Below are 11,869 nucleotides of genomic sequence, written 5' to 3'. Positions count from 1 at the left end.
GGCTAACAGGGGAGAGGTCCGCGCGGTCCGACGACTGCCGGCCTCCCCTTCACCAATCCATCAGTTCCATCGGTCAAGATCAATGGAGCAAGCTATGAGAAAGGAAAATGTCATCAATTCGGAGCAAGCGCCGGCGGCGATCGCTGCCGCGCAGTTGCTCCATCCGGCTGAACATTTCGATCACCCCCTTGACGTGCTGGCGATCAACGACATCAGCGTTGACGAGAAGCGGGCGATCCTGGCTTCGTGGGCATCCGACTGCTTTGCCATCGAGTCAACGCCAGCGCTTCGCCTTTATCCGGGAACGGATAAACCGGTGTCATATGATGAGATCATCCAAGCACTGAAGATGTTGGACAAGGACGGTCCGCAGTCGCAGGATCAATGTCCTTTCGAGTCTTTCAAAAACCACAGAACTCGCCGCAGACCGCAGGCGCTCCGCTTTGGAGGCAGTGGGCTGTGCAGCTACTGGAAAGGAGGACGTCGCCCACACCGATTTGAAACCTGACCGCTCCAAATGCATGATTTTTGCCGTCGACTCTTTGCTCAACTGAGGAGGTTTTGCCGATGAAGATCGCCCAGATCGCACCGCTTGCTGAAAGTGTTCCACCGAAGCTTTATGGGGGAACCGAGCGTATCGTTTCCTACCTTACCCAAGAACTTGTCGCCCAAGGCCACGAGGTCACACTCTTTGCCAGCGGCGATTCCGTCACCAATGCCAGACTGGTGACATGTTCGGACGTCGCGCTGCGGCTTGACCCTGCGGTCAAGGAACATCTGCCGCACCACGTCGTGATGCTCGAGCAAGTCCGCCGGGAGGCGCATCAGTTCGATGTCCTCCATTTCCACACGGACCTCCTGCATTTCCCGTTGATTGGGGAGTTTGCGGACCGCACGGTCACGACGCTGCATGGGCGGCTCGACCTACCCGACCTCAAGCCGTTCTACAAAGCCTTCCCTGATATTCCGCTGGTTTCGATCTCGAACGATCAGCGCCGACCGATGCCACCGGTCAAGTGGGTAGGAACGGTCTACCACGGGCTTGCCAGCGATATCCTCCCCTTTACCGCGAAACCCACAGGCAACTACCTTGCGTTCCTTGGGCGCATCTCGCCGGAAAAGCGTCCGGATCGGGCGATCGAGATCGCCGCAAAGGTCGGCATGCCGCTGAAAATGGCGGCCAAAATAGACAATGCGGACAAAGCCTATTGGGAGACAGTGATCGAACCGATGGTGAACAGCCACGCGAATGTCGAATTTATCGGCGAGATCAATGAGCTCGAAAAGGCTGAATTCCTCGGCAATGCCGGCGCGCTGCTATTCCCGATCGACTGGCCCGAACCCTTCGGACTGGTGATGATCGAGGCAATGGCCTGCGGCACACCGGTCATCGCCTTCAATTGTGGATCGGCCCCGGAAGTTATCGACAATGGGTTGTCCGGCATACTGGTCGACAGTGTTACCGAGGCGGTCGAGAACGTTGAATGGGCGCTTCGGCTTGATCGGCGAAAGGTCCGGGCGACCTTCGAGAAGCGCTTTACGGCGGAACGGATGGCGCGGGACTATCTCGACATCTACCGCAGCCTGCCGGGGGTTCGTGCCAACGCAGCTCCGCTTCACCGGCCAAACCGTCGCGCGCCCGACCTTCAGATCGTCGCCTGAGCCTTGAGGAGAAACTATGTCGACCGCCTCCACGAACGATCCGCCCGCCGCGTCGGCAGGTCCGGCAGCGCCCATCGCGCAGTTCTTCATTCCGGCTGCCGCGTCGTTGCAGGAACGCCGGCCACGCACGCTGAAGCACGGCGACACCTTTGCTGTCTTCGACCACAATGGGGACGCGCTTTCCGGGCCTGGCAGCCCGGAGGGCCTGTTCCATCGGGATACGCGTTATCTCTCGCACCTCTATCTGACGGTCAACGGTAAGCGGCCGATGCTTTTGTCGTCGACGTTGCGCGATGACAACGCCACCCTGACCTGCGACCTCACCAACCCCGATCTCTTCGACGACAACGGCAAGCTCCTCCTCGGCCACGACCTTGTTCATCTGCGCAGGACCCGCTTTCTTTGGCAGGCCCATTGCTACGAGCGACTGACTGTGAAGAACTTTGACGAGCGACCGCAACGTATCCGCATCGATATCGCGTTCGGCGCAGACTTCGCCGATCTATTCGAGGTTCGAGGAACCGTCAGGGCAAAAAAAGGACGCCGTTTTCCAACTGTTATTGAGCAGGACCGCGTCCTTCTCTCCTATATTGGCCTGGACGGGCGCAAACGGTCGACGCGCCTGTCCTTCGATCCACAGCCGGATGCGGTTCGAAGCGATCTGCTAACCTATGAACTCGATCTCGCGCCCCATGAGACCCGCTCGCTGTTCATCGAAATTGGCTGTGACCAAGGCGAAGCACTGAGCCCGAGCTTTCGCTCCTTTTTCGTTGCACTGCGGGATGCGCGTAGGGCGTTACAGAAATCTTCCTCGCGTGCGGCGTCGGTCATAACGTCAAATGAAATCTTCAATGAAGTTGCGCGCCGCAGCATCTCCGACCTCTATATGCTGATGACCGATAAACCTGAGGGGCCTTATCCTTATGCCGGCATCCCCTGGTTCAGCACAGTGTTCGGACGCGACGCGCTCATCACCGCGCTCGAAACCCTTTGGCTGGATCCCGAGATTGCTCGCGGCGTTCTTGGTCATTTGGCTGCCAATCAGGCGACGGAGGTGGATCCAGCGTCAGATGCCGAACCAGGCAAGATCCTTCATGAAGTCCGGTGTGGGGAGATGGCCGAACTCGGAGAGGTGCCCTTTCGGCGCTATTACGGCAGCGTCGATTCGACCCCTCTGTTTGTCGTGCTGGCTGGCGAATATCTCAAAAGGACCGGTGATCTTGCTACCACCAGTCGTCTTTTGCCGCATGTCGAGGCGGCGCTGACATGGATTGACGAGCATGGCGATCGCGACGGCGACGGCTTCGTTGAATATGGACGACTGACCGCAGAAGGACTGATTAACCAAGCTTGGAAAGACAGCCACGATTCCGTTTTTCATGCTGATGGAACGCTCGCCAGCGGGCCGATCGCCATCGCCGAGGTGCAGGCCTATGTGTACGGCGCCTGGCAGTGCGCCGCCGAGATCTTCCGTCGGCTCGGCCGGCCGGACCGTGCTGCAAGGTTCATCGCAAGGGCAGAAGGTCTGCGCCAAGCATTCGATGCTGCCTTTTTCGACGAGGAGCTCGGAACCTACGTTTTGGCACTCGATGGCGACAAGAGGCCGTGCCGGGTCCGCTCCTCCAACGCAGGACATGCCCTCTTCACTGGTATTTCCTATCCGGAGCGCGCAAAACAGGTCGCCCGCACGTTGATGAGCGGTTCCTCATTCTGCGGCTGGGGCATCCGCACCATCGCCGCCACAGAGACGCGCTTCAATCCCATGAGCTACCACAACGGCTCGATCTGGCCGCATGATAATGCTCTGATTGCCAGCGGCCTTGCGCGCTACGGCTATCGGGCGGAAGCGGCACGGATATTCGAAGGACTGTTTGCAGCTTCGACCTATATCGACCTGCGGCGTCTTCCCGAACTCTTCTGCGGGATGCCACGTCAGCGGGCGCAGGGACCGACTTTCTATCCGGTCGCCTGCTCTCCGCAGGCATGGGCGGCGGCAGCTTCCCTATCACTCCTGCAATCCTGCCTTGGTCTCGATTTCGATCCAAATGCGCTGCAGATCAGCTTTAGGGAACCGCGGCTTCCAACCTTCCTCGACGAGGTGACATTGCGACACCTGCTGATCGGATCGGGTTCGGCCGATGTTAGCCTCCGCCGCTCCGGCCGAAATGTCGTCGTGGAGGTAATCGATCGTCGGGGCGATATCCGAATTCAGACGGCCACCTAACGTTTGGTAATGTTCGGTTGGCCCTATCGTCTCGCAATTGCGAGCGACGACGGCCGGCTGGCGCGGTCAACAGACATTGACTTGCGGCTCTTCTCAAACGGCGCCCTCGGAGATCACCCTCATCTTGTGAGGCGGATGGTTCGTGAGATGTGGAACAGTCTTGCCTTTGCCGCGTTGCCAAGCCATGACAGAGAAGCACCATGAAGCACTGACACATCTCGTGATCCGGTACGCGTCCCATCCCGTTGTCAAGCGGCAGTTGCGCAGGCTGCCTGCCTTCGCGGTCCCGGGGGATTCAAATGATGTGATTCAAGATCTGCTCCGAGAGCTTCATCAGGTTTCAGCGCTAAAAGCCAAACCTTGAGCTGAGGCACTGAAACACCCAGAAGCGGTAATGACGGAGGTGCCGCGATGAAAGCGTCAGAACTTATCCAAGCCCGTGAGCAACTGGATTTTACGCAGGCGGAGCTCGCGAACCGGCTTGGCCTGCCGTTGGTGGAAATCCAGCAGTTGGAATCCGGAAACCGCGAGATTTCGACTATTCATGTCCTCGCGTTCGACATGATCCGGCTGCAGGCGGCCCGTGAAAGAAAAAACGTTGCAACATTGCCGCCAGATCTTCAATCGCTCGTCAACCACCTCGGCCGGCAACTCTATCCGAGCTGACGATCGCCAACGCATGTGGATGCGAACCGCTTGATCTTGGCTGGCCTGCCTTACGATTATTGCTCCGATCCAGCGAGCTATTCTATTTCTTCGTCTTCGTCATCCTTCAGTAGATCGGCAAGCGTAGCGACCCTTCCCGTGGGCAGACGGCGCCCTTCTCCCATTAAGGCCTCGTCGTTGCTAATCCAGGCCCACGCCTCCGCCAGTTCGGCTTGAGTGGCACCGGTCGCGATAACCGCGCTCACGAGAGTTTCGTCGACTGGACCAAGGACAGCGACGACGTCTTGCAAAGTCATGGTCATGTCTGATTGGCTCCTTTCTCGCGAAAAGCATTGATCTGGTTCATATGGAGGAGAAGGCAAAAACGTCCATTTTTTTTGGGCGGAATTCCGCTCCTCTTGAATCCGTAACCAGCTGAATTATATTAATCAATTCCGAAAGAATCGGCAAAAAGTCCAGGAGGCGCTAATGCTTTTTGGCGCCTCCTTGTATCCATGTTGCTTCAAAGGAGGATATGGCTATGAGGACAAACCTCGACTTCTCGCCCCTGTTTCGCTCAAGCATCGGCTTTGAGCGAATGTTGAACGCCCTCGAACCGGCAAGTCGCATCGAGACCAGGGATAATTGGCCAGCCTATGACATCGTAAAAACCGGCGATGACGCCTACCGCGTCACAATGGCGGTAGCAGGCTTCTCCCAGGACGAACTGACGATGACTCAGGAGCAGAACATGCTTGTCGTTGCGGGGCAGAAGCCGAGCGCCGAAGACGTCCAGTATCTGCACCATGGCATCGCCGGCCGGAGCTTCGAGCGCCGGTTTGAGCTTGCCGACCACGTCTGGGTCGTGGGTGCCGGTCTCGCAAACGGTCTCTTGAGCATCGATCTCAAGCGCGAAATCCCCGAGGAGATGAAGCCGCGTCAGATCGAGATCAAGACAGATCAGGCGCTGCCCAAGGTCGAGACGAAGCAGATCGAAGCAGAGAAACAAGCGGCGTAAGCCTTCCGGGAAAGGCAAAGGTGCGGGCGATGCCCGGCACCGATGGAAGAGGCCGAGCCAATAGAAAGGAGTAAAGACATGGGTGTCCGTGATCTAATACCTTGGAGCCGGACCAACGGCCATCAGGTTCCAAGCCTTTTGCGTGATGACGACCGGGATACGTTCCTGTCATTGCATCGCGAGGTAAACCGGTTGTTCGACGACGTGTTGCGTGGCTTCGGTTCGGGCCTGCCGTCATTGAGTAGCGCCAATACCTTCGGTGGCGGATGGCCGAGCGTCGAGGTCTCCAATAACGAAAAGGAGATTAAGGTGACGGCCGAGGTCCCCGGCCTTCAGGAGAAGGACATCGAAGTCCTGCTCAATGATGGCGTGCTGACGCTGAAAGGCGAAAAGCAGTCGGAAACCGAGGACAAGGACCGCCAATTTTCTGAGCGCTACTACGGCCGCTTCGAGCGCCGCATTCCGCTCGGCGTCGAGGTCAAGGAAGATCAAGTCGATGCCATCTTCAAGAATGGTGTGCTCACCGTGACCTTGCCGAAGAGCGAGAAAGCGCAGTCGCAGGTCAAGCGCATCGCAATCAAGAGCTAAAGGTCAGTCATGGCGGCGTCTCTGAGGGACGTCGCCGTGACCCTCTAATGAGGGCAAATGGGCCCATAGGTGTCAAAGACCAGTTAGATAGCAAAACGAAGGCAGAAACCAACCTGCAGGCGAGCGGCTTCGAGTGATGTGGCAGGACGCCGAGAACCCAGGATTTCCGCCGGCACCGCGGTCGCCAGAACATGGCAAGGCTCCTAGGCCATCCGCCCTCGCGAAGCTCGCAAAAGAGGTCGGATGCCCGGAGGACAAATTTGCCAGGGGTGCAAACTCAACTATCTCCGAATCTGACAATACTCGTTCCAACTGGAGACGCGACCTCCGCCGCCAGTGAGTGATCACACGCCCCAGGCGGTCGGCACCGAAGCTCTTTCCCACACAAAGTTTGTCATCGGGAACAAAACTACAAGATCGAGGTTCGGCACCACAATCATCTATGGAGGCCCTCGATGACTAACGAATTTTCCCTTCCATCAGCGGAACCCAGTCCTTCTCCAGACACCTCACCCGTCACTGACTTTAAAAACAAGCTGAGCGAAGACATCAGCTCGACGAGGCAGATAATCAAGGAGGGCTCCGGAGCCGTTATTCAGCAGGTGGACGAGGTGGTTTCCGAACAAACCCACTTTGTCGGTCATCAGGTTAGTGGCGTCGCGGCCGCCTTGGAGAAGGTCGGGGCAGAGCTCGAAAGCTCTGATCAGCGACAGGTCGGCCGCTACGCCCGCGAGATCGGCCGAAGCGTCGCAGCTGTCGCCGAAAAGATCGAGGGCAAGGACCTTGGCGAGATTGCCACTCTGGCCGAGAACTTCGGACGCAAGCAGCCGATCGCCTTCCTCGCAATCGCGGCGCTTGCCGGACTATCAGCAAGTCGATTTTTGATCGCTTCCGCCAAACGAGGCGATGAAGTTCGCCCAATCGAAACATCGGCCAAGATGAGAGCTGCTTCTGCAAGCGGGGGCGCCTCAAATGACTAAAACCCCAGAGAATGCGCCTCTTTCCGAATTGATCGGCGGACTTCTACGTGATGTCACCGGTCTTTTGCGCAAGGAGATCGATTTAGCCAAAACCGAAGCATCCGAAAAACTATCGGATGTTTTAAGCGGCGCTGAAATCCTTCTTATCGGATTGGTCATGGCGATCGGAGCTGTCGGCGTCCTGTTGGGCGCCATCGTGAGTGGTCTGGCCGCGTTGCTCGTAGCACAAGGATTTGCCGAGCCGACCGCCAATGCGCTTGCTTCGATTATCGTCGGGGCGATGATCGGCATCATTGCGTGGGCGTTGATCGCACGGGGCCTGGCCGCCTTCAGACGCAGCAATCTGACACTCGCACGGACGACAACATCGCTCCGCAGTGACGTGCAAACCGTGAAGGATAAACTCTGATGGAAACGTCTACAGACAGAACATCCGCCGAGCTTCAGCGAGAAATCGAGCATGATCGACAACGCCTTGGAGATCGCATCGACGCCATCCAGGAGCGAATGTCGCCAGGGCAATTGGTCGATGAGGTTCTGGCCTATGCCAAGAACAGCGGCGGCAACGAGTTCGTTGGAAACCTTGGCCTGGCGCTAAAGGAAAATCCGCTTCCTGTCGCGTTGATGGGTGTTAGCCTGGCTTGGTTGATGGCCAAGGGCGCTCCCTCATCGTCTACTTCACCGGCTTCGGTGGAGCCCGACTATGCGCTTTATCCCGTTCAAGGACCGGTGCGCCGCCTAGGCCCGCCGACGTCGATCGGGGGAGTGCGTTATAGCCATTTTGGCGACGGGTCTGGCAAACAACTGAGGGCCCTGACCGACGAGACAGGACGCCGAGCCGGCCATTTCATGGACGAATCAGGCAAGACATATCGCGGTTTCGTTGATGCGAGCGGCAAGCAGGTCGATCAAATCCTCGACGAGACCGGGGCGATGTTTGACGCAGCGTCTGGCTGGGCCGCCGAAAAGTGGGAACAGGCCAAGAATGCTGCGAAAGAGATTGCCGACCGCGCGGCGGGAACTGCCAGTTCATTGACCAACCAAACCTCTTACGCTGCGGCAAACCTGAGCGAACAGACTACCAGGCTCAACACGTTGATCCTCAGACAGTTTCGCGATCAGCCGCTGGTTGGAGGCGCCCTGGCCTTTGCGGTCGGGGCTGCTATCGGTGCAGTGCTCCCGAGCACTGAAGCGGAAGATGAATTCGCAGGAGAAGCCTCAGATGCCGCCAAGGAAGCGTTGGGCGCTCAGACCTCCCAACTCGTCGACCGCGGGAAAGCCGCTGCATCGGACGTTTATGAGCGCGCTGTCGGAGTGGCACCGGACGCTCACGACGAGATCAAGGATCGTCTTGCGGAGCAAGTTGACGCGTTGAAAAGCGGAGCAAATAGTCGAGATACCACGACTCCAATCTGACGAATTTCTTGGATGCTTAGTCGTTTACCAGGCGATAGATCCGGTAGCGGCTCCGGTTTCTCGCTCGATCCAGACCGGCACATGATCGCTCCTATGTTCCAGCCACGGGCGTGCTTGTCGACCTCCGCTTTCGCTAGAGGGACGGGCGCCCCCGAGCTTATGAGGAAGTGATCGCCCGGCATCGGGCTGAAGTAGCGATGCGTGTCAACGGCGAACAGAAACCGACCGCCTATTGGCGTCCAGTATTCCCTTTGTAAGCGATCAGCATTTGGGCGCGCTCCATGCTGGCCGGGGTTGCAGAGGGTGGATCAAGTGCAGGTGATGGGGACTGACGGCTTTGGCTCCGAGATCGGTTCTTGAAGGGCCAGGAATCGTTTGCGGTCTCAATGATCTCGCGGGATGACTGAGCCTGTCCATCAGAGCGGGCGTTTCCGCCGCCGAAAGACGGATGGTCGGACGAAATCTGAGAGGGGTCAAAAAGGGACACCGATCAATATTCTGCGCCGAAACACAACCGAAATCCCTGCTCAATCAATTGCGTGCGGAGTTTCTGGCCGTTACTCCGATGGCTTGGAGAAGCCGCGGTAGAAGCGTGTCGGCTGGAGCAGTGAACTGACGATGTTGGCGACGATCGGCCCATCCGCCTCGCTCTTGGCCCTCGCTTCCTGCCACTCGCAATCGGCTATGAACTCGGCCCATTTCTGCTCGCGCTCCGCCAGCGACCGCCATTCCAGCAGGTAGGTCAGGTCGTTGCTGCAAGAACCGATCATCGTCGTCCAGAAGCCTAGTGAGCGGATGCCGAGGCGTTCCCAGATCGCCAGCGTTGCGGTCTCGAAACGCTGCTGCAGTGCCGGCAGCCTCCCCGGCAGACATGTATAGATGCGCAACTCGTGGATCACCGGATGCTCCTCATGTTTGATCAGGCAAGATCGTGCATATCGTTCAGCGCCGGAAAAAGCGAGGGGCGCTTGCCTGCCCCAGCCCGCCGGAAGCAAGCAGCCAGCCGCCGGCACGATAGGGTAGCATGACCCCGCCCGCCTCGCGGATCAAGGCAAGCCTACCTGGCACGCCCGGCGCTGGTCGAGGTTGCAGAGGGTGGGCCAAGTGCGGGTGATGAGGTTGTTGGTTAGCTTTGAGATCGGTTCTTGAAGCGCCAGGAATCGTTTCCGGTTTCGATGATCTCGCAGTGATGAGTGAGCCTGTCCAGCAAGACCGGCAAGGCGTCTCCGACAACCGCCTGATACAGTTCGGGCGCGGAGTGATCCGCGCCCGTCGACATTCGAATGAAGAATTCGAAGTTACTTCGAGTTCTTGTGGCTCTGCTCGCCGGCCTTGACGTGCTGCTCGTGCGAGCCACCCTGCTTGCCTGACGAGGTGCCTGTCTTTGCCGACGAAGCACCCTTGGCTGCGCCCGACTTCGAGCCGCCTTTGGAATGCGATGTATCTGTTCCAGTGGATGCCATGATTGTACTCCTCTCGAGAGATCTTGATGACCTCGGGGAATGAACTTTGATTAGAAGATCGAGTTCCCGAATAAATTTCGACTAAACACGCCGGCGTAACGAGATCTGCAACGAATGCGTCTGATCGCCGACGTTTCAAACACCGCGGCCGGAAACTCGTCTGCCCACCCTCTCAATATCCGCCGACGATCGGCAAAATCTCGCCGGTGATGTAACTCGACATCTGCGGGGACGCGAGGAAGACGTATGCGGGCGCGATCTCCTCGGGCTGCGCCGCACGCTTCATTGGCGTCTGACTGCCGAACTTCGCAACGTCATCGGCCTGCTTGTCCGAAGGATTTAATGGTGTCCAGACGGGTCCCGGCGCCACGGCGTTAACGCGAATTCCCTTTGCAACGAGTTGGCTTGAGAGAGCCTTTGTGAAAGCGTGGATTCCACCCTTCGTCATCGAGTAGTCCAGCAGATCCTTCGAACCTTCCAGTCCTGTGACCGATCCGGTGTTGATGATCGCCGACCCGTTCGTCAAGTGAGGTATGGCCGCCTTCGCCATGTAGAAGTAGCCGTAAAGGTTGGTTTTCAGCGTCTCATCGAAGTGCTCGTCGGTCAGGTCCTGGATGTCCGCGGTGTGAACCTGGAACGCGGCATTGTTTACGAGTACATCGAGGCGCGAGAACTGCTTGGTAGTCCTTTGGACAGCGTCGCGGCAGAACTTCGGATCCTTGACGTCGCCCTTGATGACGAGGCATTGGCGGCCCTCCTTTTCGACAGCCGCCTTCGTGTCCGCCGCATCCTGATCCTCGTCGAGATGAACGATGGCGATGTCGGCGCCCTCCCTTGCGAAGAGGATCGCCACGGAACGGCCGATGCCGGAATCGCCACCTGTTATAAGGGCGACCTTGTCTTTAAGCTTTCCGGAGCCCTTGTAGAACGGTGCGTCGTACATTGGGGGGAGCGGAAGATCGGCTTCCGAGCCGGGCTTGTCCTGATGAACTTTCGGAAACGGTGGTTCGGGATAGTGCCGAGCGCCAGCCTGCATCGCACCGGTCGCCTTCGATTTCGCTTTCTCGTCGGCCTTTTCGACCTGACCCTGGATATCGCGCTGCTTCGCGCTGGTGGCTTTCGATGACATCTCGTTCTCCTCTTCTCGTAGGAAGACAACGTTGGCGGTGCAAAAAGGTCCCCCTGGCAGCGGCAAAAAGACCCCAGCGACTGCGAGGCCTTCCGACGGTTTCTGGTGATGCGAACTGCAGACGGTTGACGCGGTAGCAGTCGGGGTCGACGGATCTCGGGGAGCCTCAACATCAGCTTCCTTCGCCCAGACGCTTTGCCCATCGATTAGCTCCGCCATGACGTCCGCGAACGCCAGATCGTTCCCTCGCAGAGGCGACCGATGAGAACGGCGGGATGGCCGGTCGCGGTTGCAAGGACTGCTGGTCGGAGGGAACGAAAGCCATGGCCCTTGGTTTAAGCCTCGGTACGCGGCGTCTGATTCAGGGCGCTGCCGATGACACTAGGGGAGGAGTATGTCGTGAACGTCCTGATATTCAGCAGAGTGAGAAACGATCGCGACGATCCGGATGCTGGTTTCGTCACGACCGACAGTGATCATCGGAAGCTCTATAGGTTCGCTCTGCAATACGACATGGACGGCAAGAGCTGGGCGACAGACGTCTGGGCCTATTCTGTCAAAGATGCCGAAGAGCGCGTGGCGGCGATGCGGCGATCGCTGACGATGTGCGGCCAGCTCTATGGCGAAGTGGAAGGATAAAGCCGAAATGGCGCAGCGTGCGATAGTCCGCACTTGCGCCGGCTGGTTGTCAGCAACACGACGAGGCGGCGCCGGAGTGGTTGAGGACCTCGCAGTTGAAAGGCT

General features: G+C 58.3%; 14 protein-coding genes and 1 pseudogene. 10 read left to right on the top strand and 5 right to left on the bottom strand.

The features are described 5' to 3' along the window. Positions 1 to 94 precede the first annotated feature (94 nt). From RLEG4DRAFT_RS08090 to RLEG4DRAFT_RS08075, 4 genes are all read left to right on the top strand, one after another. Positions 95 to 508 (top strand): hypothetical protein, encoded by a 414-nt coding sequence (locus RLEG4DRAFT_RS08090; protein ID WP_003576791.1) that lies wholly within the window; start codon positions 95 to 97, stop codon positions 506 to 508. Positions 509 to 567: 59 nt separating this feature from the next. Continuing rightward, positions 568 to 1,662 (top strand): glycosyltransferase family 4 protein, encoded by a 1,095-nt coding sequence (locus RLEG4DRAFT_RS08085; protein ID WP_003576789.1) that lies wholly within the window; start codon positions 568 to 570, stop codon positions 1,660 to 1,662. 16 nt (positions 1,663 to 1,678) lie between these two features. Continuing rightward, complete coding sequence (locus RLEG4DRAFT_RS08080; RefSeq protein ID WP_003576786.1) at positions 1,679 to 3,886, top strand: amylo-alpha-1,6-glucosidase; 2,208 nt, start codon at positions 1,679 to 1,681, stop codon at positions 3,884 to 3,886. A 411-nt stretch (positions 3,887 to 4,297) separates the two neighbouring features. Continuing rightward, on the top strand, positions 4,298 to 4,552 hold the full coding sequence (locus tag RLEG4DRAFT_RS08075) for a helix-turn-helix domain-containing protein (RefSeq protein ID WP_003576784.1): 255 nt from the start codon (positions 4,298 to 4,300) through the stop codon (positions 4,550 to 4,552). 77 nt (positions 4,553 to 4,629) lie between these two features. Here the strand turns inward: RLEG4DRAFT_RS08075 and RLEG4DRAFT_RS08070 are convergent, their stop codons facing one another. Beyond that, on the bottom strand, positions 4,630 to 4,854 hold the full coding sequence (locus RLEG4DRAFT_RS08070; RefSeq protein WP_003576782.1) for a hypothetical protein: 225 nt from the start codon (positions 4,852 to 4,854) through the stop codon (positions 4,630 to 4,632). 218 nt (positions 4,855 to 5,072) lie between these two features. Between RLEG4DRAFT_RS08070 and RLEG4DRAFT_RS08065 the strand changes: the two genes are divergently transcribed. The 5 genes from RLEG4DRAFT_RS08065 to RLEG4DRAFT_RS08045 all read left to right on the top strand — a co-directional run bounded on the left by RLEG4DRAFT_RS08065 (position 5,073) and on the right by RLEG4DRAFT_RS08045 (position 8,533). Next, the gene (locus RLEG4DRAFT_RS08065; protein ID WP_003576780.1) at positions 5,073 to 5,549 is read left to right on the top strand and encodes an Hsp20 family protein; all 477 of its coding nucleotides are present in this window, start codon (positions 5,073 to 5,075) and stop codon (positions 5,547 to 5,549) included. Positions 5,550 to 5,627: 78 nt separating this feature from the next. Next, entirely contained in the window at positions 5,628 to 6,137 is a 510-nt protein-coding gene (locus RLEG4DRAFT_RS08060; protein ID WP_003576778.1) for an Hsp20/alpha crystallin family protein, read from the top strand. A 455-nt stretch (positions 6,138 to 6,592) separates the two neighbouring features. Further along, entirely contained in the window at positions 6,593 to 7,117 is a 525-nt protein-coding gene (locus RLEG4DRAFT_RS08055) for a hypothetical protein (RefSeq protein ID WP_003576774.1), read from the top strand. Further along, the gene (locus RLEG4DRAFT_RS08050; protein ID WP_003576772.1) at positions 7,110 to 7,526 is read left to right on the top strand and encodes a phage holin family protein; all 417 of its coding nucleotides are present in this window, start codon (positions 7,110 to 7,112) and stop codon (positions 7,524 to 7,526) included. Before RLEG4DRAFT_RS08055 ends, RLEG4DRAFT_RS08050 begins: the two co-directional genes overlap by 8 nt. Then, entirely contained in the window at positions 7,526 to 8,533 is a 1,008-nt protein-coding gene (locus RLEG4DRAFT_RS08045) for a DUF3618 domain-containing protein (protein ID WP_003576770.1), read from the top strand. The genes RLEG4DRAFT_RS08050 and RLEG4DRAFT_RS08045 overlap by 1 nt, the downstream gene beginning before the upstream one ends. A 557-nt stretch (positions 8,534 to 9,090) precedes the next feature. Here the strand turns inward: RLEG4DRAFT_RS08045 and RLEG4DRAFT_RS08040 are convergent. From RLEG4DRAFT_RS08040 to RLEG4DRAFT_RS08035, 4 genes and pseudogenes are all read right to left on the bottom strand, one after another. Continuing rightward, the gene (locus tag RLEG4DRAFT_RS08040; RefSeq protein WP_003576768.1) at positions 9,091 to 9,432 is read right to left on the bottom strand and encodes an NIPSNAP family protein; all 342 of its coding nucleotides are present in this window, start codon (positions 9,430 to 9,432) and stop codon (positions 9,091 to 9,093) included. 227 nt (positions 9,433 to 9,659) lie between these two features. Further along, positions 9,660 to 9,776: pseudogene (locus RLEG4DRAFT_RS38540) on the bottom strand (ATP-binding protein); the annotation flags it as partial. Between the two features lie 55 nt (positions 9,777 to 9,831). Continuing rightward, positions 9,832 to 9,996, bottom strand: a complete 165-nt coding sequence (locus RLEG4DRAFT_RS40740) for a hypothetical protein (RefSeq protein WP_003576766.1) — start codon at positions 9,994 to 9,996, stop codon at positions 9,832 to 9,834. Positions 9,997 to 10,168: 172 nt separating this feature from the next. Further along, the gene (locus RLEG4DRAFT_RS08035) at positions 10,169 to 11,125 is read right to left on the bottom strand and encodes an SDR family oxidoreductase (protein ID WP_003576764.1); all 957 of its coding nucleotides are present in this window, start codon (positions 11,123 to 11,125) and stop codon (positions 10,169 to 10,171) included. Positions 11,126 to 11,524: 399 nt separating this feature from the next. On the opposite strand from RLEG4DRAFT_RS08035, the gene RLEG4DRAFT_RS08030 reads away from it, so the two are divergent. Continuing rightward, on the top strand, positions 11,525 to 11,764 hold the full coding sequence (locus RLEG4DRAFT_RS08030) for a hypothetical protein (protein WP_171898188.1): 240 nt from the start codon (positions 11,525 to 11,527) through the stop codon (positions 11,762 to 11,764). Positions 11,765 to 11,869 lie beyond the last annotated feature (105 nt).

The sequence above is a fragment of the Rhizobium leguminosarum bv. trifolii WSM2297 genome (genome assembly GCF_000271845.1).
The sequence above is the reverse complement of the archived record's forward strand: the minus strand, read 5'-3'. Positions and strand labels throughout refer to the sequence as shown.